The sequence below is a fragment of the Bradyrhizobium sp. USDA 4504 genome (assembly GCF_054063995.1).
On sequence record NZ_JBSSGV010000001.1, the window covers coordinates 7,218,995 to 7,243,138 of the forward strand.

Annotated in this window: 25 protein-coding genes and 1 pseudogene; 14 read left to right on the forward strand and 12 right to left on the reverse strand. The window is 64.1% G+C overall.

Annotated elements, in window-relative coordinates:
• Nucleotides 1–29: 29 nt before the first annotated feature.
• A complete protein-coding gene (gene dnaQ / locus ACVMB1_RS33825; RefSeq protein WP_050383510.1) occupies nucleotides 30–755 on the forward strand; it encodes a DNA polymerase III subunit epsilon in 726 nt (241 codons plus the stop codon).
• Nucleotides 756–922: 167 nt separating this feature from the next.
• On the opposite strand, the gene secB is transcribed toward dnaQ, so the two are convergent.
• Nucleotides 923–1,411, reverse strand: a complete 489-nt coding sequence (secB, locus tag ACVMB1_RS33830; protein ID WP_069279084.1) for a protein-export chaperone SecB — start codon at nucleotides 1,409–1,411, stop codon at nucleotides 923–925.
• Nucleotides 1,412–1,822: 411 nt separating this feature from the next.
• Between secB and ACVMB1_RS33835 the strand changes: the two genes are divergently transcribed.
• The 3 genes from ACVMB1_RS33835 to ACVMB1_RS33845 are packed head-to-tail and all read left to right on the forward strand — an operon-like array spanning nucleotide 1,823 to nucleotide 4,711.
• Nucleotides 1,823–2,527 (forward strand): Tim44/TimA family putative adaptor protein, encoded by a 705-nt coding sequence (locus tag ACVMB1_RS33835; RefSeq protein ID WP_076833679.1) that lies wholly within the window; start codon nucleotides 1,823–1,825, stop codon nucleotides 2,525–2,527.
• Entirely contained in the window at nucleotides 2,505–4,121 is a 1,617-nt protein-coding gene (gene mltA / locus ACVMB1_RS33840; RefSeq protein WP_233285960.1) for a murein transglycosylase A, read from the forward strand. Before ACVMB1_RS33835 ends, mltA begins: the two co-directional genes overlap by 23 nt.
• Complete coding sequence (locus ACVMB1_RS33845) at nucleotides 4,118–4,711, forward strand: Smr/MutS family protein (RefSeq protein ID WP_076833684.1); 594 nt, start codon at nucleotides 4,118–4,120, stop codon at nucleotides 4,709–4,711. Before mltA ends, ACVMB1_RS33845 begins: the two co-directional genes overlap by 4 nt.
• Nucleotides 4,712–4,713: 2 nt before the next feature.
• Here ACVMB1_RS33845 and ACVMB1_RS33850 read toward each other — a convergent pair whose 3' ends face one another.
• The 5 genes from ACVMB1_RS33850 to hslV all read right to left on the reverse strand — a co-directional run bounded on the left by ACVMB1_RS33850 (nucleotide 4,714) and on the right by hslV (nucleotide 9,000).
• On the reverse strand, nucleotides 4,714–5,838 hold the full coding sequence (locus ACVMB1_RS33850; RefSeq protein WP_076833686.1) for a hypothetical protein: 1,125 nt from the start codon (nucleotides 5,836–5,838) through the stop codon (nucleotides 4,714–4,716).
• Nucleotides 5,839–5,995: 157 nt separating this feature from the next.
• Nucleotides 5,996–7,300 carry an ATP-dependent protease ATPase subunit HslU gene (gene hslU, locus ACVMB1_RS33855; RefSeq protein ID WP_057020340.1) on the reverse strand — a complete coding sequence of 435 codons (1,305 nt, stop codon included), beginning with the start codon at nucleotides 7,298–7,300 and terminating at the stop codon, nucleotides 5,996–5,998.
• 61 nt (nucleotides 7,301–7,361) lie between these two features.
• Complete coding sequence (locus ACVMB1_RS33860; protein ID WP_076833688.1) at nucleotides 7,362–7,958, reverse strand: DUF2585 domain-containing protein; 597 nt, start codon at nucleotides 7,956–7,958, stop codon at nucleotides 7,362–7,364.
• Nucleotides 7,955–8,440 (reverse strand): GNAT family N-acetyltransferase, encoded by a 486-nt coding sequence (locus ACVMB1_RS33865; protein WP_076833690.1) that lies wholly within the window; start codon nucleotides 8,438–8,440, stop codon nucleotides 7,955–7,957. The genes ACVMB1_RS33860 and ACVMB1_RS33865 overlap by 4 nt, the downstream gene beginning before the upstream one ends.
• Nucleotides 8,441–8,442: 2 nt before the next feature.
• The gene (hslV, locus tag ACVMB1_RS33870; protein WP_057020343.1) at nucleotides 8,443–9,000 is read right to left on the reverse strand and encodes an ATP-dependent protease subunit HslV; all 558 of its coding nucleotides are present in this window, start codon (nucleotides 8,998–9,000) and stop codon (nucleotides 8,443–8,445) included.
• 245 nt (nucleotides 9,001–9,245) lie between these two features.
• Between hslV and hisB the strand changes: the two genes are divergently transcribed.
• From hisB to coaA, 7 genes are all read left to right on the forward strand, one after another.
• Nucleotides 9,246–9,839 carry an imidazoleglycerol-phosphate dehydratase HisB gene (gene hisB, locus ACVMB1_RS33875; RefSeq protein ID WP_016841476.1) on the forward strand — a complete coding sequence of 198 codons (594 nt, stop codon included), beginning with the start codon at nucleotides 9,246–9,248 and terminating at the stop codon, nucleotides 9,837–9,839.
• Nucleotides 9,840–9,925: 86 nt separating this feature from the next.
• Nucleotides 9,926–10,456, forward strand: coding sequence for a DUF2628 domain-containing protein (locus ACVMB1_RS33880; RefSeq protein ID WP_076833691.1), 531 nt, complete (start codon nucleotides 9,926–9,928; stop codon nucleotides 10,454–10,456).
• Nucleotides 10,453–11,103 (forward strand): imidazole glycerol phosphate synthase subunit HisH, encoded by a 651-nt coding sequence (gene hisH, locus ACVMB1_RS33885; protein WP_028341984.1) that lies wholly within the window; start codon nucleotides 10,453–10,455, stop codon nucleotides 11,101–11,103. The genes ACVMB1_RS33880 and hisH overlap by 4 nt, the downstream gene beginning before the upstream one ends.
• The gene (gene hisA / locus ACVMB1_RS33890; RefSeq protein ID WP_076833848.1) at nucleotides 11,100–11,828 is read left to right on the forward strand and encodes a 1-(5-phosphoribosyl)-5-[(5-phosphoribosylamino)methylideneamino]imidazole-4-carboxamide isomerase; all 729 of its coding nucleotides are present in this window, start codon (nucleotides 11,100–11,102) and stop codon (nucleotides 11,826–11,828) included. The genes hisH and hisA overlap by 4 nt, the downstream gene beginning before the upstream one ends.
• 9 nt (nucleotides 11,829–11,837) lie before the next feature.
• Nucleotides 11,838–12,614: an imidazole glycerol phosphate synthase subunit HisF gene (gene hisF / locus ACVMB1_RS33895; protein WP_038382736.1), complete on the forward strand. Its 777-nt coding sequence runs from the start codon at nucleotides 11,838–11,840 to the stop codon at nucleotides 12,612–12,614.
• Between the two features lie 150 nt (nucleotides 12,615–12,764).
• Complete coding sequence (locus ACVMB1_RS33900) at nucleotides 12,765–13,088, forward strand: phosphoribosyl-ATP diphosphatase (RefSeq protein WP_028341982.1); 324 nt, start codon at nucleotides 12,765–12,767, stop codon at nucleotides 13,086–13,088.
• A gap of 35 nt (nucleotides 13,089–13,123) precedes the next feature.
• A complete protein-coding gene (gene coaA, locus ACVMB1_RS33905) occupies nucleotides 13,124–14,080 on the forward strand; it encodes a type I pantothenate kinase (protein ID WP_026192056.1) in 957 nt (318 codons plus the stop codon).
• 173 nt (nucleotides 14,081–14,253) lie between these two features.
• Here coaA and ACVMB1_RS33910 read toward each other — a convergent pair whose 3' ends face one another.
• The 3 genes and pseudogenes from ACVMB1_RS33910 to ACVMB1_RS33920 all read right to left on the reverse strand — a co-directional run.
• Nucleotides 14,254–16,503, reverse strand: coding sequence for a PAS domain-containing hybrid sensor histidine kinase/response regulator (locus ACVMB1_RS33910; RefSeq protein ID WP_076833693.1), 2,250 nt, complete (start codon nucleotides 16,501–16,503; stop codon nucleotides 14,254–14,256).
• A 103-nt stretch (nucleotides 16,504–16,606) separates the two neighbouring features.
• The gene (locus ACVMB1_RS33915; RefSeq protein WP_076833695.1) at nucleotides 16,607–17,128 is read right to left on the reverse strand and encodes a protease-associated domain-containing protein; all 522 of its coding nucleotides are present in this window, start codon (nucleotides 17,126–17,128) and stop codon (nucleotides 16,607–16,609) included.
• Nucleotides 17,129–17,247: 119 nt separating this feature from the next.
• A pseudogene (locus ACVMB1_RS33920) lies at nucleotides 17,248–18,702 on the reverse strand (YifB family Mg chelatase-like AAA ATPase); the annotation flags it as partial.
• 344 nt (nucleotides 18,703–19,046) lie between these two features.
• On the opposite strand from ACVMB1_RS33920, the gene ACVMB1_RS33925 reads away from it, so the two are divergent.
• The 3 genes from ACVMB1_RS33925 to ACVMB1_RS33935 all read left to right on the forward strand — a co-directional run bounded on the left by ACVMB1_RS33925 (nucleotide 19,047) and on the right by ACVMB1_RS33935 (nucleotide 20,944).
• A complete protein-coding gene (locus ACVMB1_RS33925) occupies nucleotides 19,047–19,352 on the forward strand; it encodes a DUF3892 domain-containing protein (RefSeq protein ID WP_076833703.1) in 306 nt (101 codons plus the stop codon).
• Nucleotides 19,353–19,653: 301 nt separating this feature from the next.
• Nucleotides 19,654–20,205, forward strand: a complete 552-nt coding sequence (locus ACVMB1_RS33930) for a hypothetical protein (protein ID WP_076833702.1) — start codon at nucleotides 19,654–19,656, stop codon at nucleotides 20,203–20,205.
• Nucleotides 20,206–20,242: 37 nt separating this feature from the next.
• Nucleotides 20,243–20,944, forward strand: coding sequence for a hypothetical protein (locus ACVMB1_RS33935; RefSeq protein ID WP_143271222.1), 702 nt, complete (start codon nucleotides 20,243–20,245; stop codon nucleotides 20,942–20,944).
• 136 nt (nucleotides 20,945–21,080) lie between these two features.
• Here ACVMB1_RS33935 and ACVMB1_RS33940 read toward each other — a convergent pair whose 3' ends face one another.
• From ACVMB1_RS33940 to istA, 3 genes are all read right to left on the reverse strand, one after another.
• Nucleotides 21,081–21,587, reverse strand: a complete 507-nt coding sequence (locus ACVMB1_RS33940; protein WP_456849681.1) for a hypothetical protein — start codon at nucleotides 21,585–21,587, stop codon at nucleotides 21,081–21,083.
• Between the two features lie 108 nt (nucleotides 21,588–21,695).
• Entirely contained in the window at nucleotides 21,696–22,472 is a 777-nt protein-coding gene (gene istB, locus ACVMB1_RS33945; protein ID WP_253609770.1) for an IS21-like element helper ATPase IstB, read from the reverse strand.
• Between the two features lie 17 nt (nucleotides 22,473–22,489).
• On the reverse strand, nucleotides 22,490–24,040 hold the full coding sequence (gene istA / locus ACVMB1_RS33950; protein ID WP_253603713.1) for an IS21 family transposase: 1,551 nt from the start codon (nucleotides 24,038–24,040) through the stop codon (nucleotides 22,490–22,492).
• Nucleotides 24,041–24,144 lie beyond the last annotated feature (104 nt).

The window sequence follows — 24,144 nt, forward strand, 5'->3', positions numbered from 1 at the left end:
TCGCCCGCCTTTTCGGATTCATTCACGTCATGCGCGAAATCGTTCTCGATACCGAAACCACTGGCCTCGATCCGCTGCGCGGCGACCGGCTGGTTGAGATCGGCTGCGTCGAGATTTTCAACCGCATGCCGACGGGACAGACCTACCACGTCTACATCAATCCCGAGCGCGACATGCCGGCGGAGGCGTTCGCCGTGCATGGGCTGTCGACCGAGTTCCTGGCCTCCAAGCCGCTGTTCACTGAAGTGGTCGACGAGTTCCTGGCCTTCATCGGCGATACGCCGCTGGTGATCCACAACGCGTCGTTCGACATCAGCTTCATCAACGCCGAGCTCGACCGCATCAAGCGGAAGGCGATCCCGAAGGACCAGCTGGTCGATACGCTGTTGCTGGCACGGCGCAAGCATCCCGGCGTGTCGAACCGGCTCGACGATCTCTGTTCGCGCTATCAGATCGACAATTCCCGCCGCACCAAGCACGGCGCCTTGCTCGACGCCGAGCTGCTGGCCGAGGTCTATATCGATCTGATCGGCGCGCGGCAGTCGCAGCTGATCCTGGCATCGGAAACGTCGGATGCGCGCGCGGGCGGCCATAGTGGTGATACGCCGCGGCGGCAGCGCGAAACCCCGCTACTCGCGCGGGTCAGTGACGCCGATCGAGAGGCCCACAGGGCCTTCATTGCCACGCTCGGCGACAAGCCGATCTGGAACGATTACCTGCCGCCGCCAGCGCCTGCTGCAGCACCGGCGGCTTGAGCCCCTATTGCGCTCTATCCCCGTCATCCTGAGGCGCGAGCGGAGCGAGCCTCGAAGGATGCGCGGCCGCAGTCGGGCCGTCGATCCTTCGAGACGCCCGCAAGCGCGGGCTCCTCAGGATGACGGATCACACTTCCGCGCGTGTTACATTTTTTCGAGTTTAGAACTCAGCTCGGCTTGACGCCGGGAGCGGCCTGGGCGGCCGCCTGCCGCTCCATGTTCTGGCGGTAGAGACCGAGGAAATCGACGGGGTCGAGCAACAAGGGCGGGAAGCCGCCGTCGCGGACCGCGGTCGCGACGATCTCGCGTGCGAACGGGAACAGCAGCCGCGGGCACTCGATCATGACCAGCGGGTGCAGGTTCTCCTTCGGCACATTCACGATCCGGAAGACGCCGGCATAGGCGAGGTCGAAGCTGAACATCACCTTGCCTGCGGTCTCGGCCTTGCCCTCGATCGAGAGGATCACCTCGTACTCGTTCTCCGACAGGTTGTTGGCGGAGACGTTGATCTGGATGTTGATCGCCGGCTGCTGTTGCTGCTGGCCGAGCGAAGCCGGCGCATTCGGGTTCTCGAACGACAGGTCCTTGGTGTACTGCGCCAGTACGTTGAGCTGGGGAGCGGGTTGTTCGACGGGGGCGCCGTTGCCATTGGTCATGAAAATGTCTCCTGGAGCAGCGCTCGATGGACAGAATGTCCGACGGCACGCGTTAAGGTGTTGAGAATGCCGATGCCGGGCGAGTGGCTATCATAGGCCCGGCTCGGTCCACAAGGACGACGAAAGGGCGGGCCGGCGGCGAATTCTCCCGACAAAGGGCAGCGCGCGCAAGCCTGCACAATCTCTTAACAGCTTCCTAAATTATTGAAGATGCGCGATTTCCTGAAAAGGAACGGTTTCCCCCGGGGGTCAAAACGCGCTACAATACCCGTGCCAAAAAGCGCCATTGGCCGGGCATAGTTTCGTGCCTACATCTTCGGACTCTATCGGTGATGTGATCTCTGCTGTTCCCGACCGGGAACGCTTTGACGGCCGGCCCGTTGCCGGCAGAGACCAGAAAGCGAATTCGACGTGGATATTTACACCATCATCTTCCTGGCGCTGGCCGTGTTTATCTTCCTGCGCCTGCGCAGCGTTCTCGGACAGCGCACGGGAAGCGAGCGGCCGCCTTATGATCGCGCCGCGCCCAACGTCGTGCAGCGCGGTCAGGACAACAACGTCGTTCCGATCCCCGGATCGGTGATCGACCAGCCGGCCTCGGCGGCGCCCACCGAGCCGGTCGAGCCCACGGAACGCTGGAAGGGCATCGCCGAGCCCGGCACGGCGCTGGCGCAGGGTCTCGACGCGGTGGCCGTCCAGGATTCCTCGTTCGATCCGCGGCATTTCCTCTCAGGTGCCCGCTCGGCCTATGAAATGATCGTGCTGGCGTTCGCCAATGGCGATCGCCGCGCGCTGCGCGACCTGCTGTCGACCGAGGTCTATGAAAGCTTCGAGGCCGCAATCAAGGATCGCGAGAAGCACGAGCAGAAGACCGAGACGCGGTTCGTCTCGATCGACAAGGCCGAGATCGTCAGCGCGGAGACGCGCGACCGCTCGACCCAGCTCACCGTCCGCTTCGTGTCGCAGATGATCTCGGTCACGCGCGATAAGGCCGGCACCATCGTCGACGGCAGCCCGGACAAGGTCGCCGACATCACCGATATCTGGACATTCGCCCGCGACTCGACTTCCCGCGATCCGAATTGGAAGCTGGTTGGCACTGGAAGCGCTCACTAAGCATCTCAGCTACGGGCGGCTCGCGGTGGCGTGCTGCGCGCTCGCGGTGCTGTGCTCCACCGCAGCGATTGCCGCGCGCTACAGATCAAGCCGGCACCCTCCGCCGCGACACGAGCATAGCCACCCGATCCCCTATCCCAATCTGGAAATGCCGCTGCAGGTCAGCGGCAGCCAGTACGAGCCGCTCGCCTGGTCCAACGTCGCCGGCTGGAGCGCCGACGATCATCTCGCGGCCTACAAGGCGTTTCGCACCAGCTGCAAGCCGATCGCGGCCCAGCAGGGTGCGCCTGCAGATTCGAAAGCGCTCGGGAGCTCGCTGCGCGATCCCTGCCGGATCGCCAAGGGACTCGCGCTGAGCGACGGCGTCAAGGCGAAGGACTTCTTCGAGCAGAATTTCGTGCCGTTGCGTATCTCGCGGCTCGGCGAGGACGCCGGCTTCGTCACCGGTTACTACGAGCCGGTGCTCGATGGATCGCGGACCCAGACCGACGTCTACAACGTGCCGGTCTATCGCCGTCCGTCCAACCTGTTCGTGCGCGGCAAGACGCAGAATTCGGTCGGGCTGCCCAATGGCGGCGCGGTGTATCGCAAGATCGGCCGCCGCAAGCTCGTGCCCTATTACGACCGCGGCCAGATCGAGGACGGCGCGATCGCCGGCCGCGGGCTCGAGATCTGCTGGCTGAAGAGCCAGACCGATCTCCTGTTCGCGCAGATCCAGGGCTCGGCGCGGATCAAGCTCGAGGACGGCATCACGCTGCGCATCAATTACGACGCGCATAATGGTTATCCCTATACGCCGGTCGGACGCGTCCTGATCGACCGCGGCATCATCCCGAAGGATCAGATGTCGATGCAGAAGATCAGGGAGTGGATGGAGCAGAACCCCGACGGCGCCAAGGACCTGCGCCGGCAAAACCGCTCCTTCGTCTTCTTCCGCGAGGTTCCGCTGTCCGACAAGGACGAGGCCGTCGGCGCGCAGGGCGTGCCGCTGACGCCGGGCCGCTCGATCGCGGTCGACAAGGCGCTGCATGTCTACGGCACGCCGTTCTTCATCGCCGGCGAGCTGCCGATCGAATCCGAGCAGTCGAAGACGCCGTTCCACCGGCTGATGATCGCGCAGGACACTGGCTCTGCGATCGTCGGCCCGGCGCGCGCCGATCTTTATTTCGGCGCCGGCGCGGAAGCTGGAAAGGTCTCGGGCCGCCTGCGGCACAACATGCAGTTCGTCATGCTGGTGCCGAGGGGTCTCGACCCTGTCGCGCGCGGCCACAAGCTGCCTCTCCCGGATGAGCGGCCCTCGGCCAAGATCGCAAAGCTGTTTCCGCAGACCGAGCCGCCGAAGGACAAGCCGGCGGCGAAGGCTGCGGATGTGCCGACCGCCGGCATCGCCAGAAGCGCGGTGAAAGACTCAGGCAATAGCGCCGCCAGGAACCCGGCCGCGAAGGATGTCGCGCCCGCAACGCCGGCAGCGACGACCCCTGTCGCGCAGGCCGCACCTGTGGCAGAACCGGTGCCGCTGCCGGTCGCCCGGCCCGATATTCCGCAACCGGAGAAGCGGCGCTTCCGGCGCTATCGCCATTACCGCGATCAATGAAACGACCCGCGCCGATCCCCGATCTGTCCGCGCCGTCGCGGCGCAAGCGCGCGCTGAGCGAAGAGGAGCGCGCGCTCTGGGAGAGCGTGGCAAAGCAGGTCAAGCCACTGCGCAAGCGGCCGGTCGCCGCGAAGGCCCCCGCCGCCGCCTCTGACCCGGCCACCCATCACGCGATTGCCAAACCCATCCCGGTCAAGCCGGCGACAGCGGTCAAGGCTGCGCCGGCGCAACGCCCGCACGCGCCGCCGCTGGCGCCGATCGGCCGTCGCGAACGTGCAAAGCTCTCGCGCGGCCGGCAGGAGATCGATGCGCGGCTCGATCTGCACGGCATGACCCAGCTGCGCGCGCATCGCGTGCTGTTCACCTTCCTGCAGCGCGCGCACAGCGACGGGCTCACTTTCGTGCTCGTCATCACCGGCAAGGGCAAGGTCGGTGGTCTCGATTCCGAACGCGGCGTGCTGCGCCGCCAGGTCCCGGAATGGCTCAGCCTGCCGGAATTCCGCTCGCTGGTTGTCGGCTTCGAGGAAGCGCATGTCGGCCATGGCGGCGAGGGCGCGCTTTACGTGCGTGTCCGGCGCGCGCGAGCCTAAAGCTAAAACGGGCGGACGATCCCGACGCGCGGGATCAGCGTTACGATCCAGCCTGATATCGTCGTCTTGCGGTCGTCCGACGGGATCGCCGGCACGTCCTTCGACGCCGGCAGCATCCTGGTGGCATGCAGCATCAGGAACATGCAGACCGCCCAGTTCGAGATCCAGCGCGAATAGTCGAACACGGTCACGAACATCACGAAATAGCCGGCGCTGATCACAACGAGCGCTCCGAGCACGATCCGGCGATGCAGTTCACTCGCGAGCGCGCCAATCAGTCGCGCGAAATAGCGCCACAGCGGCGTGTGCAGCCAGATCAGCAGCGCAAACACCGGAACGCCCAGGATGTTCGAGGGCATGCGCGCCCAGGTGTCGGCGAACTCCTTCGACAGCGGCTGGTACCAGATGTAGCCGAACTGAAGCAGGTCGGTGCGTGACGGATCGGCCATCCGGCTCTGCAGATGACGGATGAATTCGTCATAGGGCACGTCGACCGTGCCAGCGAATTGCGCGACCAGGAACAGGATGCCGATCCCTGCGAGCGCTGCGATGCCGAAGACGGCGTTCCGCGGCGTCACGCCCTGCACCAGATAAAAGCGCAGCACCACGATCGCCGTGATGGTCGGCACATACATCAAGACGAAGATGTGATGGACCAGGATCAGCAGGATCGAGAACAGCGCGGCAATCAGCACATACGCCACTGAGCGCGCCGGGATCAGCAGCAGCACGATCGTCAGCGCACAGCCATAGATGTCGAAATGGCCGAGCGTGTGCATGAAGTTCTTCAGGAAGAACGGCGAGCCCGCGATGAAGACGAACAACGGCCAATGCGCGTCGTTGAAGCCGAATGTGCGGCGGAACAGTTTGATGAACAGCCCCAGCGTCACCAGCCAGATCGCGCCGGCCAGCGCGAACACCAGCCATACGGGCACCTTGTCGGTGAACAGCGACACGATCGCCCCGACCAGCGCGCGCTTGGTGAAGCCGTAATGATAGTCGACCAGCAGATGGATGTAGGGAACGAAGGGCGGCAGCGCGATCTTGTGCAGGAACACGCCGACCAGCACCGCCGCATTGACAGCCAGCATCAGGCGCCAGGGGTTTTGCCACACCCGCAGATTCATCGATCGCCCACTCTTGTCGTCCCGGGCAAGCGAAGCGCGACCTGGGACCCATAACCACCGAAGGTAGTTCTAGAAGGAATGTCGGCCCGAGTCTTTGTCACCGCGGACTGTCGGGGTTATGGGTCCCGACTTTCGCCGGGACGACTATGGTGGCCGCCTACAAAATAAATCGGCTCAGGTCGGTGTTCTTGGCGAGGTCGCCGACATGCTTGGTGACGTAGTCGGCGTCGACCTGGATGGTCTCACCGTGGCGATCGGGCGCGGTGAAGGAGATCTCGTCCAGCACTCGCTCCATCACCGTCTGCAGCCGCCTTGCGCCGATATTCTCGACCGTGGAATTCACCGCCACGGCGACATCGGCCAGCGCGTCGATGGCATTGTCGGTGATGTCGAGCGTGACGCCTTCGGTCTTCATCAGCGCGACATATTGCTTGATCAGCGACGCCTCCGGCTCGGTCAGGATCCGGCGCATGTCGTCGCGGGTCAGTGCCTGCAGCTCGACGCGGATCGGCAGGCGGCCCTGCAGCTCCGGCAAAAGGTCCGACGGCTTGGCGATATGGAACGCACCCGAGGCGATGAACAGGATGTGGTCGGTCTTGACGGCGCCGTGCTTGGTCGAGACCGTGGTGCCCTCGATCAGCGGCAGCAGGTCGCGCTGCACGCCCTCGCGGGAGACGTCGCCGCCGGCGCGGTTCTCGCGCACGCAGATCTTGTCGATCTCGTCGAGGAACACGATGCCGTTGTTCTCGACCGCGTTGATCGCCTCCTGCACCAGCTGATCGGTGTCGAGCAGCTTGTCGGATTCCTCGTTGACGAGGATTTCGTGCGAGCCCTCCACCGTCAGGCGGCGAGTCTTGCTGCGTCCGCCCATCTTGCCGAAGATGTCGCCGAGCGAGATCGCGCCCATCTGGGCGCCGGGCATGCCGGGGATTTCGAACATCGGCATGCCGCTGCCGCCCGACTGCGTCTCGATCTCGATTTCCTTGTCGTTGAGCTCGCCGGCGCGCAGCTTCTTGCGGAACGACTCGCGCGTCGCCGGGCTCGATCCCGGGCCGACCAGCGCGTCCAGCACGCGTTCCTCGGCGGCAAGCTGGGCGCGGGCCTGAACGTCCTTGCGCTTGCGCTCGCGGGTCTGTGCGATCGCGACCTCGACGAGGTCGCGGACGATCTGCTCGACGTCGCGGCCGACATAGCCGACCTCGGTGAACTTGGTGGCCTCGACCTTGAGGAACGGCGCGCCGGCGAGCTTGGCCAGCCGCCGCGCGATCTCGGTCTTGCCGACGCCGGTCGGCCCGATCATCAGGATGTTCTTGGGCAGAACCTCCTCGCGCAGGGAACCGGCGAGCTGCAGCCGCCGCCAGCGGTTGCGCAGCGCGATCGAGACGGCGCGCTTGGCGTCGGTCTGGCCGACGATGAAGCGGTCGAGTTCAGAAACGATTTCACGGGGAGAGAAGTGAGTCATTGGCTCTAGCTAGGTTGGAATCGCGGTCTCGGCAAGCGGCAGTCCCCCAAGGCATGGTCCCCTAAAGAATCGGCGGCCCGGCCTGCCACTGCCTGATCGCCTCGAACGGGTGGATCAGCATGATGATGTTCAGTGTCAGATTGTCGCGAATGTGAAGCAGCAGCACGGTTTCGAACAACACGCCGAGCGCGACGGTCGCCGCGATCGGCAGCTTGCGCGCCAGCAGGAAGCCGACAACCATCGCAAGGGTGTCCGACACCGAATTGACGATGGTGTCGCCGTAATAGTCCAGCGAGATCGTGCCGGCGCGGTAGCGCTCGATGATCCAGTTGGAGTTTTCGACGAGCTCCCAGCTGCCTTCGATCAGCATCGCGACAATCAGCCGCCCGGGCCAGGCGAGGCGCGGCAACAGGAGGAAGGTCAGACCGTAGAACAGCAGGCCATGCAGCACATGCGACAGCGTGTACCAATCGGCGATGTGCTGCGAGTTCTCCGAGCTCTGAACCGAGCCATGCCAGAGCTTGACGTAGCCGCAGGCACAGATCGGAAGACGGCCCATCGCATAAAGCAGCGCTGCTTGCAGCACGAGCAGTGCTGCCGCGATCGCCAGCCAATGCCGCGCTGAAACGCCGGTGATGGGCTTGTGCGCGATCGTCATGCGTCGCGCGCCATCAGCAGCGCCGGCCCGTCCGGCGTGTCGACCATACCCATCTTTCGAAAACCCGCCTTCTCGTAGGCGCGGATCGCGCGCGCATTGGCCGGATCGGGATCGGTGACGATGCGTGGCGCGCCCTGCGCCAGCCGGTCATCGACAAAGGCGCGGATCAGCGCCGAGCCGTGGCCACCTGCCATCATGTCGGGCTCGCCGATGAAGAGGTCGACCCCGCGCGTGCCCTCAGGCTGGACCCCGAAGCCGGAATTCCACGCCGTCAGGTCGTAGCACTGGATGTAGCCCAAATCGGACGCATCGGTTGCGACGATGAACTGGTCCATGGCCGGCTCATCGAGGTCGCCGCTGACCAGCGCATATTGCTCGGCCGGATCGCCCCACCATTCCCGGACATGCGGCAACGCCAGCCACTGCTTGACCAGCGGCAGGTCGGCCGGCGTCATCGGGCGGAAATGATAGGGGCTGGCCATGCTCAGCCGCCGATCGTCTCGATCGTCACGTTCCGGTTGGTGTAGACGCAGATATCAGCGGCGATATCCAGGGCGCGGCGGACGATGGTCTCGGCGTCCTTGTCGGTATCGACCAGCGCGCGGGCCGCGGCGAGGGCGTAATTGCCGCCGGAACCGATCGCCATGACCCCTGATTCGGGCTCCAGCACGTCGCCGGTGCCGGTCAGCACCAGGGAAACGTCCTTGTCGGCCACGATCATCATGGCCTCCAGCCGGCGCAGGTAGCGGTCGGTCCGCCAGTCCTTGGCGAGCTCGACGGCCGCCCGGGTGAGCTGCCCCGGATATTGCTCCAGTTTGCTTTCCAGTCGCTCGAACAGGGTGAAGGCGTCGGCGGTGGCGCCGGCAAAGCCGCCGATCACGTCGCCCTTGCCGATCCGGCGGACCTTCTTGGCATTGGCCTTGATCACGGTCTGGCCGATCGAGACCTGCCCGTCGCCGCCAATCACCACCTTGCCGCCCTTGCGGACCGTGCAGATCGTGGTGCCATGCCAGACCGGCAGCTCATTTGGGGATGCTTGCATAGGTTACCTCTCTTCCGGGCAGATTTAGGCGGTCGGGCAGGGGGTTACAATCGGGACGAAATCGGCGTGTTTTCAGGCGAAGTGGGCACCGGTTCGCGTGAGGAAAGCGCGGCAGAACCAGATCGACAACGATTTCCGGTCACCATGGCCGGAAGTTGGGGCGTTTCGAGGTCATCCCGCAGTAGCGAAGGTGACATCAGCCTGTTAAAAGACCGGCGTTTTCGGCACGGGAAAGCTCAATTTTCATGCGCACCGCAACCATCAAGCGCAAGACCAAGGAGACCGACATCGAGGTGACGGTCAACCTCGACGGAGCAGGCGTATCCACGGTTTCGACCGGGATCGGCTTCTTCGACCATATGCTCGACCTCCTGGCCCGGCATTCGCGCATCGACATCACGGTGAAGGCGGATGGCGATCTCCATGTCGATTACCACCACACCACCGAAGACGTCGGGATCGCGCTCGGGCAGGCCGTGAAGCAGGCGCTCGGCAACATGGCCGGCATCACCCGCTATGCCTCGATCCACATGCCGATGGACGAGACGCTCTCGCGCGTCGTGATCGACATTTCCGGCCGCCCGGTGCTGGTGTTCAAGGCCGAATTCCCGCGCGACAAGATCGGTGAGTTCGACACCGAGCTGGTGCGCGAGTGGTTCAACGCCTTCGCGATGAACGCCGGCGTGACTCTGCACGTCGAGACCCTATATGGCGAGAACAGCCATCATATCGCCGAATCCTGTTTCAAGGGTCTGGCGAGGGCGCTGCGGACGGCAATTGCGATCGATCCGCGTGCCCAGGGCGAAGTGCCCTCGACCAAGGGTCAGCTCGGCGGCTGATCTCTGGAGCATGATCCGGGAGAGTGGATGCCGGTTTTCCGAAAGATCGTGCTTTAACTAAGAGTCCATCCTCGGCGGAGCGTTCGATGCCGGTCTATACAGTGCATGCCCCCGTGGCCAACGGCGCCGATCTCGCGGCGACCGACAAGTTCGTCTTCGTGCGAGACGGCTTCCATTTCTGGGCCGCGGTTGCGGGCGTGATCTGGTTGGCCTGGCATCGGCTCTGGCTGGCGCTGATCGGCTGGTTCGTTCTTACTTTCGTGATCGATTACGCGCTGGCCAAGCTTGGCGTCGGCCGTAGCGCGATCTTCTTCGTCGACCTGGTGCTGATGGTGTTGCTCGGCCTCGAGGCCGCGACCCTGCAGCGCTGGACGCTGTCGCGGCGCAGGTGGCGCCAGATCGACATCGTCGTGGGCGACGATGCGGAGGCCGCCGAGCGCCGCTTCTTCGCGCGCTGGACCGCGCGGCATCGCGGCGCCGTCCACGATCAGCGCTCCGTCGATCGCGGCGCGCCGCCGCCGACCCGCGACGTTCCGGGTCAGTCATTCTCAAAACCCCCGTCGATGCCGCAAGGCGGCATCATCGGATTGTTTCCAGAGCCAGGAGGAACGCGATGACCGTTGCAATCATCGATTACGGCTCCGGCAATCTGCATTCGGCGGCCAAGGCCTTTGAGCGCGCCGCGCGCAGCATGGAGGATCCGCAAGCCATCAAGGTGACGCGCGATCCCGATGCGGTGTATCGCGCCGATCGCATCGTGCTGCCCGGCGTCGGCGCGTTCGCCGATTGCCGCCGCGGCGTCGACGCGGTCGACGGCATGCTGGAGGCGCTGACCGAGGCGGTGCGGGTCAAGGCCCGGCCGTTCTTCGGTATCTGCGTCGGCATGCAGCTGATGGCGACGCGCGGCAAGGAGCACGTGATCACCGAGGGCTTCAACTGGATCGGCGGCGATGTCGAGAAGATCGAGCCGCGCGACGAGAGCCTGAAGGTCCCGCATATGGGCTGGAATACGCTCGACATGGTGCGCGAGCATCCGGTGCTGGAGCGGCTGCCGCTCGGGCCGAAAGGACGTCACGCCTATTTCGTGCACTCCTATCACCTCAACGCCGCCAATGAGGCGGACGTGCTCGCGCGCGCCGACTATGGCGGGCCGGTGACCGCGATCGTCGGCAAGGACACCGCGATCGGCACCCAGTTTCACCCCGAGAAGAGCCAGCGCTTCGGCCTCGCTTTGATCGCCAATTTCTTGAAGTGGAAGCCGTGATTCTCTTTCCAGCGATTGATCTGAAGAACGGCCAGTGCGTGCGCCTGGAGCAGGGCGACATGGCGCGCGCCACCGTGTTCAATCTCGATCCGGCGGCGCAGGCGGCGAGCTTCGCCGCGCAGGGCTTCGAATATCTCCACGTCGTCGATCTCGACGGTGCCTTCGCCGGCAAGCCGATGAATGCGCATGCGGTGGAGGCGATGCTGAAGGCCGTCACCATGCCGGTGCAGCTCGGCGGCGGCATCCGCGACCTCAAGACCATCGAGGCCTGGCTCGACAAGGGCATCACGCGCGTCATCATCGGCACCGCCGCGGTGCGCGATCCTGAGCTCGTGAAGGGCGCGGCGAACACATTCCCCGGCCGCGTCGCGGTCGGTCTCGATGCGCGCGACGGCAAGGTGGCGGTCGAAGGCTGGGCCGAGACCTCGCACGTGACCGCGCTCGAGATCGCACAGCGCTTCGAGGATGCCGGCGTCGCCGCGATCATCTTCACCGACATCGCCCGCGACGGTCTGCTCAAGGGCCTCAATCTCGACGCCACCATCGCGCTCGCCGACCGCATCTCGATTCCAGTGATTGCCTCCGGCGGCTTTGCCTCGATCGACGACGTCAAGGCGCTGCTGGAGCCGCGTGCGAAGAAGCTGGCCGGCGCGATCGTCGGCCGTGCGCTCTATGACGGACGGCTCGATCCGGCCGCCGCCCTTCAGCTGATCCGCGGCGCTTAGGAGGAGGTCATGTTCAAGGTTCGCGTGATCCCCTGCCTCGACGTCAAGGACGGGCGCGTGGTCAAGGGCGTCAACTTCGTCGATCTGCGCGACGCCGGCGACCCGGTCGAAGCCGCGATCGCCTATGACGCCGCCGGTGCCGACGAGCTCACCTTCCTCGACATCACCGCCACCCATGAAAACCGCGGCATCATGCTCGATGTGGTGCGGCGGACGGCGGAAGCCTGCTTCATGCCGCTGACCGTGGGCGGCGGCGTCCGCACCGTCGACGACATCAAGACCCTGCTGCGCTCCGGCGCCGACAAGGTCTCGATCAATTCAGCGGCCGTCAGCCGGCGCGAATTCGTCAAGGAAGCGGCCGAGAAATACGGCGAGCAATGCATCGTGGTCGCGATCGACGCCAAGCGGGTCAAGCGCGCCGGCGGCTCGGACCGCTGGGAGATCTTCACCCATGGTGGACGGAATGCCACCGGGATCGACGCCATCGAGTACGCCCAGGAGGTCGTCTCGCTCGGCGCCGGCGAAATCCTGCTGACCTCGATGGACCGGGACGGCACCAGGCAGGGCTTTGACCTGCCGCTGACCCGGGCGATCGCGGACAGTGTCCCCGTACCGGTCATCGCGTCCGGTGGTGTCGGCAATCTCGACCACCTGGTCGACGGCGTCCGCGAGGGTCACGCCACCGGCGTGCTGGCCGCGTCGATCTTCCACTTCGGGGAATTCACTATCCGCCAGGCCAAGGATCACATGGTGCGCGCCGGCCTGCCGATGCGGCTCGATCCCTAGCGTGAGCGTGGTCAGGAAAAGTGGAAACCGGTTTTCCGTGAAGACCACGCTCAAACAGGGAGAGCTGGGACTCCTTGTCACAAAAATGCTAAGTCCCCACCTAAGGGATGGTACCCGTGCGGTGCCGCTGTGCATGCTTGAGTTGAGTTGATGTCGCGTTTCACGGTCCACGATCTGGCCGCCACCATCGACGCCCGCGCTGCAACGGGCGGTGAGGCGTCCTACACCCGCAAGCTGCTCGACAAGGGCGCGGAGCATTGCGCCAAGAAATTGGGCGAGGAAGCGGTCGAGACCGTGATCGCCGCGGTCGAGAATGACCGCGATCACCTCATCGCCGAAAGTGCCGATCTCGTGTTTCACCTGCTGGTTCTGTTGAAATCCCGCGGCGTGAAGCTGGAGGACGTCGAGGCCGCGCTGGAGAAGCGCACCTCGATGTCGGGACTGGAAGAGAAGGCGTCGCGCAAGCGCGACTAGCGCAAATGATCGAGCGCATCGAGAGGGGCAGCCTCATGGACATCCGGGCACCAGATCAACAGTACAACCCCTACCGCATCTTCACGCGCCAGCAATGGTCGCATCTGCGTGACGATACGCCGATGACGCTCGAGCCCGGCGAGTTCGATCGCCTGCGTTCGATGCACGATCGCCTCGATTTGCAGGAGGTCGAGGACATCTACCTGCCGCTGTCGCGGCTGCTCTCGATCTATGTCGATGCGACCCAGCGGCTGTATTACTCGCAGCGCCAGTTCCTCAACATCCGCGACCGCAAGATGCCCTACATCGTCGGTGTCGCCGGATCCGTCGCGGTCGGCAAGTCGACCACGGCTCGCGTGCTGCAGGCGCTGCTGGCGCGCTGGTCGCCGCGGCCGAAGGTCGATCTGATCACGACCGACGGTTTCCTGTTTCCGAACGCGGTGCTCGAGCGGCAGGGCATCATGCAGAAGAAGGGCTTTCCGGAAAGCTACGACCTGCCGACGCTGCTGTCGTTCCTCAGCGACATCAAGGCGGGGCGGCGCCGCGTGCGCGCGCCGGTCTATTCGCATCTGACCTACGACATCGTGCCGAACAAATGGGTCGAGATCGACCAGCCGGACATCCTGATCGTCGAGGGCGTCAACGTGCTGCAGACCGGGCGGCTGCCGCGCGACGGCAAGGCGGTGCCGTTCGTCTCCGACTTCTTCGACTTCTCGGTCTATATCGACGCCGACGAGGCCGTGCTGCGGGAGTGGTACATCAAGCGCTTCCTGGCGCTGCGTGACACCGCGTTCACCGATCCGAGGTCCTACTTCCACCGCTACGCGCCGCTGTCGGACGAGGAAGCAACGGCGACCGCGATCGCGATCTGGGAGCGCACCAACCTCGCCAATCTCGAGGACAACATCCTGCCGACCCGCCCGCGCGCGACGCTGATCCTGAAGAAGGGCGCCGACCACGTGGTGCAGTCGGTCGCGCTGCGCCGGCTGTAGCCGGCACCGCATTCCAGCGAACGCGCCACATCACAGCTGTCGTCCCCGCGAACGCGGGGACCCATAGCCACAGGTGTCTGTGATTTGCAGCGCTGTAGCCCCAGCGGGCGTAAAACTGGCTTCGGTGGTTATGGGTCCCTGCTTGCGCAGGGACGACACCGAGGTATTGGCTGCTACGCCGCAATGTGCCGTGCGGCGGCGAGGCCCGCGAGCGCTTCTTCCAGCTTTTCGCGGTCGAGCGGCTTGATCAGAAAGCCGTCCATGCCGGCTTCGAAGCAGGCATAGCGGTCCTCCACCAGCGTATTTGCCGTCAGTGCCAGGATCGGGGTCCGGCGGACGGATTGTGCCGCTTCATGGGTGCGGATCTGCTTGGTGGTCTCGATGCCGTTGAGGCGCGGCATCTGGATGTCCATCAGCACGAGATCATAGGGCGTGCCGGCTGAGGTCGCCGACAGCCAGGACTCCATCGCCTGCTCGCCATTGGTGGTGATGACCACGTTGTGGCCGAGCCGGGTGAGCAGCGAGCGCATCAACAGCGCGTTGATCTCATTGTCCTCGGCGACCAGGATCGAGAACCCCTTGTCCGGCAGCGCGGATGCAAGCGCTGTGGGCGCGGACTCGGCGGCCGCCTCGATCGCAAGGCTCGGCGCAGCGACTTCCGGCGATGCGGTCAGGCGCGCGGCGAGCGACGACGCGCGCAATGGCTTCACCAGGTAGCCGGTGAACATGGCTGACTCGGAAGCCGAAAGGTCCTGCCGCGTCGCCGGCGTGAACATCACGATGCGATGGGTTGCATGGAGGCGGGAGGCGTCGGCAAACGCCTCCATCGTCGGCGTGCCAAGCGTGTGGTCGATCAGCACCGCATGCCAGCTCCGCTCCGGCAGCAGCGCCTCGGCGACGTTGGCATCCGACACGATGCAGGTCTGTGCGCCCCAGCGCTGCAACCGCCGCGAGATCAGCGAGACCTCGATGCTGTGTGGCGCCACCAGCATGATCGACTGTCCCGTCAAGTCGGGCGCGGCGAAGCCGTTGGCCTCGCCGGTATCGGCGGCGACGAGCGGGATCGACACCTCGAAGGTCGAGCCGGCGCCCGGCGTGCTTGCGAGCGTGATGCGGCCGCCCATCCGCTTGACGATGCGGTCGCTGATCGAGAGGCCGAGGCCGGTGCCGCCATAGCTGCGCGCGATCCGGTCGTCGGCCTGCTCGAACTCCCGGAAGATGCGCTGCTGCGCTTCCGGCGCGATGCCGATGCCGGTGTCGCGGACCAGGAAGCTGATCTCGTTCGGCCAGATGCCGGGCTCGACGATCAGCGCCACGCCACCGGTCGCGGTGAACTTGATGGCGTTGCCGGCGAGATTGAGCAGCACCTGACGCAGCCGCGCGGCGTCGCCGGTCACCTGCATCGGCAGCCGTTCGTCGACATAGGCGGCGATCTCGATGCCCTTGGTCTGCGCGCGCGGCGCCAGCAGCTCGGTGATGTCCTCGATCAGGCCGGACAGCGCGAACGCGCGGTGTTCGAGATCGATCTTGCCGGCCTCGATCTTGGAATAATCGAGCAGCTCCTCGATCAGCGCGAGCAGCGCGTCGCCGGATGTCTTGACCGCCTTGACGTAGGTCATCTGCTCCAACGTCAGCTGCGTATCCATCAGCAATCCGCTCATGCCGATGATGCCGTTCAGCGGGGTGCGGATCTCGTGGCTCGCCATCGCAAGGAAGCGCGACTTGGCGCGGTTGGCGGCGTCGGCCTGATCGCGCGCTTCGGCGAGCGCGCGCTCGCTCTCGGTGCGGTCGGTGACGTCGCGGCCGACGCTCTGCATTTCCGCGGGCGCGCCGGCATCGTTGCGCACGAGGCCTTCACGCCAGGCGATCCAGCGCGGTCCGAGCGGTCCCTCGATCTTCTGGTCGTAGACCCGCGTGCCGTTGGATTCGAGCGCGGTGTCGCCTTGTTCGAGCACCTTCAGCGTCGCGGTGCTGCCGATCAATTCGCTGCGGGGCCTCTGCGCCAGCTCGCAATAGGCATCGTTGGCATAGGTGATGAGCCCGTCGAGGTCGCGCAGCACGATCAAATCGTCCTGCGCCTCGAACAGGGTAGAGGCGCGCTGCTCGGCCTCCTGCAGTTCCCAGTTGCGGTCGGCCATCGCTTCATTGTGCATGGCGATGGTGCGCAGCCGCTTGCGCATCAGCCGCAGGCGGATGCCGAGCGTCACGATCCAAAGGCAGGCGAGCGCGAACAGGAAGCTGACCCCGATCGCGAATGCATTGGGATCGTAGCCGCTCTGTTGCGAGAGCGCGCCCGAAATGAACCCGAAGGCGCTGCCAAACGCGACGGAGAAGATCGTGAACGAGCGCACGATCGTCGCGAGCCAGGAATGGCGCCGGAGGAAGCGGCGAAGGCGCAACTTGATCCGGAAGAAACGCCCCATCAATGGTGACCCTGAGACAGCTTGATCTGGCGCTGACGATGCGTCGGCCAGCTTGCAAAGTGCTTGAAATTGGTGGCCATTTCGCGCTGCCCTCAGAACAGGGTTAGTGGGAGGTTAATTCCGCCATGACCCGGTTCGGGACGCGCGTGTCAGGTGCGGGCGATGCGGCTTCAAGTCGGCGGTGTCCGCCGCGGGCGCTGACGATCAAGGCCGCGGCATCCCGCACCGAGAACGTCTTCGATTGCACGAAGACACGGTAGTCGGACGGGCCAGCATCACGCGTCAGATAGATGACGGGGCCGGTTGCCGAGGCATCGCCGGAAATCCCGATCAGCTGCGCCGTCGCGCTGCTCTCGCAGGCGCCGGCCTCGGCGTCGTCGATGTCGTCGATCACGGTGAAGTCGGCGGCGTCGGCGCTGTCGGCGATCTGGACCCGGACGGTGGCCTGGCTGGGGTCGTCAGTGAAGCTGACGTGAAGCTGCGCCAGCCAGGGGATCGATGCGATCTGCATCGTGGCGCCGCCCACCTCGATGCAGGGCCGCGGGCCCGGCAGGAATTCGGCGCGGGCAAGGACCGCGGCCACGGCAAGGGGGACCACCGAGGTCAAAATCTTCAAACGCAACATGACACAACTCGCTCGACCCAAGCTTGCCGCCGATCGCGGTGCTTATGGTTTGCGGAGCGTAAATGAGAGTGGTTACTGTCACGTTGACGCGGCGGGCACCGGCCGGAAGCCGGCGGAGATCACGCCGCGCGGCGCAAATCGTCGGCCAATGCACGATAAGACAGCGCTTCGGCGAGATGTAGCCGGCCGATCGTCTCGGCGCCGTCGAGATCGGCAAGCGTGCGCGCCACCCGCAGCACGCGGTGATAGCCGCGCGCGGTGAGGTGCATGTTGTCGGCGGCCTCGCGCAGCAGCTTCTGCCCATGCGCGTCGGGTTGCGCGATGGTCTCGAGCAGCGAACTCGGCGCTTCCGCATTGGTGCGGACATGCGGCATGCCGGCAGCCGCATAGCGCGCGAGCTGGATGTCGCGCGCGGCCGCGACGCGGGCGGCAACCTCGGCCGATCCCTCCGCCGGCGGCGGCAGGATCAGATCGGCCGCGGTCACGGCGGGCACCTCGATCCGCAGGTCGATGCGATCCATCAGCGGGCCGGAGATCCGCATCTGGTAGTCGCCGGTGCAGCGGTCGAGCCGGCCGCGCTTGCAGGAATAGCCGGGTTCATAGGCATGGCCGCAACGGCACGGGTTCATGGCTGCGACCAGCATGAAGCGCGCCGGATAGGTGACGCGGTGGTTGGCCCTGCTCACCGAAACCTCGCCGTTCTCCAGCGGCTGACGCAGCGAATCCAGCACGCGCGGATCGAACTCCGGCAATTCGTCGAGGAACAGCACGCCCTGATGCGCCAGCGAGATCTCGCCCGGTTTGGCGCGCATGCCGCCGCCGGTCAGCGCGGCCATGCTGGCGGAATGATGCGGGCTGCGGAACGGGCGTCGCGCGGTCAGGGCGCCGTCGCGGATCTCGCCGGCAACCGAGGCGATCATCGAGACTTCGAGCAGCTCCGACGGCGACAGCGGCGGCAGGATCGAGGGCAGTCGCGCCGCCAGCATCGATTTGCCGGCGCCGGGCGAGCCGATCATCAGAAGATGATGACCGCCGGCGGCGGCGATCTCGAGCGCGCGTTTCGCGCTCTCCTGGCCCTTGATGTCGCGCAGGTCCAAAAGCGTTTCCTCGCGCTCATGCACCTTCGGCTGCGGCCGCGACAGCACCTGCGTGCCCTTGAAGTGGTTGGCGATCTGGATCAGCGAATCTGCCGCGATGATCTGGATGTCCGGACTGGCCCAGGCGGCTTCCGAGCCGCAGGCGGCCGGGCAGATCAATCCCTCGTCGCGCGAATTGGCGCCGATTGCCGCGGGCAGCACGCCCGCCACCGGCGCGAGCGAGCCGTCGAGCCCGAGCTCGCCGAGCACGGTGAAGCCGTTCAGCGCATCCGGCGGGATCGCGCCGATCGCCGCCATCAGGCCGAGCGCGATCGGCAGGTCGTAATGGCTGCCCTCCTTGGGCAGGTCGGCGGGTGCGAGGTTGACGGTGATGCGGCGGGCGGGAAGCGCGAGGCCGGAGGCGATCAGCGCCGAACGCACGCGTTCGCGGGCTTCCGACACCGCCTTGTCGGGCAGGCCTACTATTGCGAATGCTGGCTGTCAATGACAAAAAGACGCTGATTCGGACTTCTTGCCGAGACCGATGTAAGTGCGCCCAATTCAACTCTGAAAGGAGGTTATCCCGCTTTTCCCCCATATATAGCGGTATGGTGAGAGAAGCCCGACTAAGGCTTGACGGAATCGGGATCAACAATCACCCTGCGGGGGAACTGAACGAACGAAGCCGCCAAACCCGGCCAAGGGTCCAACGGCTTCTGCAGTTCTGGTCCGCTACTAACCCGCGAGACAGGTGAAGCGGGACATTGGTCGTTACGCAACTCTGATAGAGTCAGAGATACAGCCAGTGGTCAAGCCTGTCTCGCAAGACACAGGTGATATTGATGAACCTCACTATAAAAACGCAGACCGCCCAGATCAGCTGCATCAACAAGAGCGACCGCCACAATCCACACGAGCGCATTACGCACGTGGGCGGAACTGCTGGTGGTGGCTGGCGCATCACTCAACAGGACGCCATTGTCCTGATTGAGACGCGACAATGGGACTTCTGGGTGAAGCCTCCGAATGCTGACCCTGTCTGGGTTGTCGTCGCAGTCAGCCGATTTGGTAACAAGTACCTGAAGACGACGGCCGATGGAGAGCAGCCGAACAATCTGCTGTCGCTCCCTGAGTGCCCCAAGGCGTAGCGTATCGCGCCGGTCTTGCTCTGTCTGGTGCGGGACCGGCGCATCCCCGCGTCCGAGACGCCGCTGCGAGCCCACGCAGAAAAATGGGGCCCCGTTTCGACACCGGGCCCCTTACTGGTCGACCCCAGCAGTCCAGTTTCAAACTGCTCGGCTTTAAGGGGTCGGCCACCGCCCAAGTCACCACTGCAGCGTCGCAACTCGAAATGGCTGTCCGAAACAAAGCTGTTGGCTACCCAAATGGGGGAACTGCGCCGATTGCTCTACCTATGATATGCCATGGTCGGAAACGGGGGGCTCAACAATGAGCAGTAGCCTTAAGGTCCGCCTTCGGTCAGGAGACGCGGAAATCGAGATAGAAGGGTCTCGAGGCGACGTTGATCAACTACTTGAACGCTGGTGGCAGTTGAAAGCAGCCTCTTCTGCTCCTCCAGCACGCGTGAATGGGGCCGCGAAGACTCGGCGCAAGCCCAGTCAACGCGCGAACAGTGAAGCCGATACGCTCGATGGCTCGCTTGATGTAAATGCCATCGCCAATCAAGTGAAAGAGAATGAGCACTTCTCTGAAATCGAGCAAAAAATCTTGCACGCATCGGGACAGCGCTACAACAAGGTGGCGTTTGCGATTTGGTTCGTTAATCAGCCGCTGACGTCAGGTGACATACATCGGCTGTTGAGCGCCCTCGGTGTCCGGATCACGTTATCCGCAGTGTCTGTCGTTCTGAAGAGCAACATGAAGAAGCTAACGACGGATCGGGCCCGTAGTCGCGGTGGCGCCCCTGCCGCCTACCAACTGACCGCGAAGGCCCGCGCGGATTTCGAAAGTTGGCTGCTCGCCGCTGAAGATGAAGACTAAACTATCAATATTCGCAGACGGTCTCGCGCGATTGGGGTTGTCCGAAAAGGGCTGCGCCATCGCTCTGTTGTGGTTTTATACCGAAGTTGAGAACCAACCAGAGCAGCGTCCTGCCGACTTGGCGAAGCTAATGCACGACCTGTCCTTGCGCGGGGCGGTCAACTCTTCGCGCTTAGGAAGTCAGTTGCGCGATGATCGGAATATCATACGTGGCAAGCTCGCGGGCACCGTGAAACTCCGTCTGGCAGCGATTCCGCAGCTCTCGACCAAGTACGCCGTTTTGGCGGGCTCCGTCCCCAAACCAAAGATTGATGACCACCTGCTACCTGCGGACATCGTTGAGGGTACGCGGCAGTATCTTCAGTCCCTCGTGCAGCAAATCAATGGCAGCTATCATTTCGGCTTCTATGACGCGTGCGCCGTTTTATCCAGACGGCTGGAAGAATGTTTGCTCATCTTGGCGTTCGAGGCGGCGGGTGCACGAGAAGCCATCCAAGATGCAAAGGGTGATTACGTGACCCTGGAAAAGATCATTGCTCAAGTATCAGCGACACGACACGTGAAGCTCGCTCGGGGCGCCGCCGCCACCCTCATGAAAATAAAGGAGCTGGGAGATACTGCCGCTCACCATCCAACCTACGTGACCCGACAGCGCGACATAGATGAACAACGGGTGCCGTTCGCGAAGGTCATTTCGGAGCTGGTCCACCTCGCAAAGCTCAAGCCCGAAGCGGGCTAACTGTCCGTATGGATTAACCCGTCCCGCCTCCTTCGGCGGCGCTCGTGGTCGGAATCCGGTTAGTTACAAATTAGGTGCTATGTTACTCCTAATTCACCGAGCAAGGGTGCATTTTGCACGCCCTGTATCTGCACCCTCAGAAGGAAATGTCGTCCGGCGGATTGGCGATTCGCTCGGCGAGGTCCGAAATCAGCTCCTGATGGTCTACCGCCCACAGTTCGATCAGGGTCGCCGGGAGGCCCTCGTGGAGCCTCTGCAAGGCAAGTGCGGTGACCTCCGCGTCCTGAAGGAGGCTGTTGGCAACGTTGGTCCGCCTGATCAAATCGACCATCTCCTGCGCCTTCCTTTCCTTCCAGCCCTCCTGATCGAAGTCGCCCTCAATCTCCTTGCCCTCCCAGAGGGCACGCGCCTTGTTCCACGTCAGCATGCTCAATGAGTCTCGGTCGAGGCCCTCCCGTTCATTTAGCTCCCGCCAAACCTTTCGCATGATGCGCACCTGACGTATCGAGATGCCGGTTAGTTCGACGATCTGAGCCGCAGTGAGTGCCCCAAGGTCCTCCTTCGTAATCCGCCAAGCAGCCTCACTCTTGGCTGGCGTGGTCATGGGCAGCTTGTCTTTGGTGTTACTGGAGAGTGCTCGCATGCGTATTTCGCAAAAACGGGACAGCGGTTTCGCTAACTGACGGACAGCAGTTTCGCTAAATCGCGGACAGCGTGGCGGCGCTGGCTTTTGGTTGCCTGGTTGTTGAAGTCAGTTGATATTCGTTTCGCTGTTTTCGACGTCGGTCAAGGGGCGCGCGGCTTTTTTCCTTCGCATGCTGTCGCCTTCGAGGGCGATACGGTGGGAGTTGTGGATGATCCGGTCGAGGATAGCATCTGCGATGGTTGGCTCGCCGATCATGTCGTGCCATTGGGCAACGGGCAGCTGAGCGGTAATCAAGGTCGATTTGCGCCTGTAGCGCTCTTCGAAGATTTCGAGGAGATCAAGGCGCTGCTGGTCATTGAGGGTGTGGGTGCCCCAATCGTCGAGGATGAGCAACTGGACACGTGCAAGCTTATCGATGAGGCGCGGGAAGCGACCATCGAGACGGGCCATGGCGAGGTCTTCGAACAAGCGCGGCATACGCAAATAAAGGACGGAATGATCGAGCCTGGCCGCCTGGCGTCCGAAGGCACATGCCAACCAGGTTTTGCCAGTCCCGGTCAGGCCGGTGATGATGAAGTTCTCATGGGCTTTCAGCCAGGCGCCTTGCGCCAGCTGCAGGGTGTTGCGCCGGTCAAGGCCGCGGCGGGAAGCGAAGTCGACGTCTTCGATACAGGCGTCGACGAAGCGCAGCTTGGCTGCGGCCAGCCGATTGGTCAGGCGCCGGTCGGCACGCATGGCGGCTTCGCGATCGAGCATCAGGCCGAGCCACTCATCCCGGCTGAGATCGGCGGCATTGTCCTGTTCGGCTAGTTGCCGGTAAGCGGCCGCCATTCCGGCAAGGCCGAGCGCCTGCATCTGCTCGAGGGTCGGGTGGGTCAGCATCGCGATGTTCCTTTCCTTCATTGATAATAGCCCCCACCACGGATGTTGGCGTGCGAGGGGGTGGCTTTGACGGGTGCGGCAGCAGGGCTCGCGCGGTCGAGCCCGGATTTGAGGATCGCGCTCACCGAGGAGTAGCTGATCGCGTTGATGACGAGTGCCCGCTCGCAGGCCGCTTCGAGCCGATCGCGCTCGTAGCGCCGTGCCAGGGCGATGATCCCCATGGCGGAGCGATAACCCTGCTCGGGATGCGGGCGCTCACGCATCATCCGCTCGACCAGAGTGGCGGTGTTGACGCCGATCCGCGCTGCCATCTTGATCAAGCTCGCCGGCGTCATATTGGCATAACGCTGATGGGCCTTGGGCATGTGCTCGTTCACGGTGACATGGCCGCCGCGCTGAGAGCGGCGCACATGGCTGGCGACACGCGTGTGATCCTGGAAGATCTCGACGGCTCGATAGGTGAGCCGGACGTCCACCCGACGGCCGATCAGCCGGTGCGGCACCGAGTAAAAGGTCTTGTCGACTTCGACGTGATAATCGGGGTGGACCTTCGCCGTTTTCCACTCGGCGTATTCGAACGGCTCGCCCGGCAGCGGCGTCAACGCAGCGCGCTCGATCTCCTCGAACAGCTGCCGGCGGGATTTGCCGATATGGCGCATCGGCCGATGGTTCAGCTCCTCCAGCAGACCGCCGATCGCAGTATTGAGATCGGTCAGGTTGAAGAACCGCCGATGGCGCAGCCGTGCCAGAATCCAGCGCTCAACAATCAGCACCGCGCCTTCAACCTTGCCCTTGTCGCGCGGCTTGCGGCTGCGGGTCGGCAAAATCGTCGTGTCGTAGTGCTCGGCCATGGCGGCAAAGGTTTGGTTGAGCGTCGGCTCGAACCACAACGCCTTGACGACCCCGGCCTTCAGATTGTCGCAGACGATCGCCTTGGGAACTCCGCCGAAGTACGACAAGGCTCGGGTCTGGCCTTCGATCCAATCTGGTAGTCGCTGACCGAAGCTCCCCATAGCGAAGGTCAGCGACGAGGCCCCGAGCACCGCGACAAATATCTGCGCCTGACGGATCTCGCCGGTTTGCGGATCGATCACCTCCACCGTCGGACCGGCATAGTCGGTCTGCATCACTGCACCCGCCGCGTGGCGATGACGGAAGGTCGGGTTCGCCCGGCGCCGATAGGCGTCAAACTTCTCGCAGAACCACGTGTAACCATAGCCGTCGGGATGCGCCGTCCGGTATTCCTGCCACAGCAGCGTCAGCGTCACGCCCTTGCGCTTGAGCTCCTGCGCCACCCGTGGCCACTCAGGCTCGCTCAAGTCCTGCGGGGGGCGCCCGACCCGCCGGAACAAGGCTCGCTGCAAGGCCGCCTCGCTCTCGTAAATCGGCGGCAGCGGCCAGCTCAAACCCGCTTCACGCGCTCGCAGCAGGTAGGTGGCAACCGAACTCTTGCTGATCTGCAGCCGTTCCGAGATCTCCCGAACCGACAGGTCCTGCTCGTACGTCAGCCTCAGGATCGATCGTAGGTCCTTCACAGTGGTTCGTTTCGCTTGCTTCCGTCTCGGCATTGCCCCTCTCAAACTCAGCTTGAGAGAGAACATTGCCTGAACGGCGCTCCCGAAAACCAACCTCCCGCAACTGTCCGCGATTTAGCGGAATCCCTGTCCCGGAA

Coding starts and splice junctions, on each gene's coding strand:
- dnaQ (WP_050383510.1), top strand. CDS start 30: ATGCGCGAAATCGTTCTCGATACCGAAACCACTGGCCTCGATCCGCTG.
- secB (WP_069279084.1), bottom strand. CDS start 1,411: ATGACCAATGGCAACGGCGCCCCCGTCGAACAACCCGCTCCCCAGCTC.
- ACVMB1_RS33845 (WP_076833684.1), top strand. CDS start 4,118: ATGAAACGACCCGCGCCGATCCCCGATCTGTCCGCGCCGTCGCGGCGC.
- ACVMB1_RS33850 (WP_076833686.1), bottom strand. CDS start 5,838: ATGAATCTGCGGGTGTGGCAAAACCCCTGGCGCCTGATGCTGGCTGTC.
- hslU (WP_057020340.1), bottom strand. CDS start 7,300: ATGACTCACTTCTCTCCCCGTGAAATCGTTTCTGAACTCGACCGCTTC.
- ACVMB1_RS33860 (WP_076833688.1), bottom strand. CDS start 7,958: ATGACGATCGCGCACAAGCCCATCACCGGCGTTTCAGCGCGGCATTGG.
- ACVMB1_RS33865 (WP_076833690.1), bottom strand. CDS start 8,440: ATGGCCAGCCCCTATCATTTCCGCCCGATGACGCCGGCCGACCTGCCG.
- hslV (WP_057020343.1), bottom strand. CDS start 9,000: ATGCAAGCATCCCCAAATGAGCTGCCGGTCTGGCATGGCACCACGATC.
- hisB (WP_016841476.1), top strand. CDS start 9,246: ATGCGCACCGCAACCATCAAGCGCAAGACCAAGGAGACCGACATCGAG.
- ACVMB1_RS33880 (WP_076833691.1), top strand. CDS start 9,926: ATGCCGGTCTATACAGTGCATGCCCCCGTGGCCAACGGCGCCGATCTC.
- hisH (WP_028341984.1), top strand. CDS start 10,453: ATGACCGTTGCAATCATCGATTACGGCTCCGGCAATCTGCATTCGGCG.
- hisF (WP_038382736.1), top strand. CDS start 11,838: ATGTTCAAGGTTCGCGTGATCCCCTGCCTCGACGTCAAGGACGGGCGC.
- ACVMB1_RS33900 (WP_028341982.1), top strand. CDS start 12,765: ATGTCGCGTTTCACGGTCCACGATCTGGCCGCCACCATCGACGCCCGC.
- coaA (WP_026192056.1), top strand. CDS start 13,124: ATGGACATCCGGGCACCAGATCAACAGTACAACCCCTACCGCATCTTC.
- ACVMB1_RS33910 (WP_076833693.1), bottom strand. CDS start 16,503: ATGGGGCGTTTCTTCCGGATCAAGTTGCGCCTTCGCCGCTTCCTCCGG.
- ACVMB1_RS33915 (WP_076833695.1), bottom strand. CDS start 17,128: ATGTTGCGTTTGAAGATTTTGACCTCGGTGGTCCCCCTTGCCGTGGCC.
- ACVMB1_RS33925 (WP_076833703.1), top strand. CDS start 19,047: ATGAACCTCACTATAAAAACGCAGACCGCCCAGATCAGCTGCATCAAC.
- ACVMB1_RS33930 (WP_076833702.1), top strand. CDS start 19,654: ATGAGCAGTAGCCTTAAGGTCCGCCTTCGGTCAGGAGACGCGGAAATC.
- ACVMB1_RS33940 (WP_456849681.1), bottom strand. CDS start 21,587: ATGCGAGCACTCTCCAGTAACACCAAAGACAAGCTGCCCATGACCACG.
- istB (WP_253609770.1), bottom strand. CDS start 22,472: ATGCTGACCCACCCGACCCTCGAGCAGATGCAGGCGCTCGGCCTTGCC.
- istA (WP_253603713.1), bottom strand. CDS start 24,040: ATGCCGAGACGGAAGCAAGCGAAACGAACCACTGTGAAGGACCTACGA.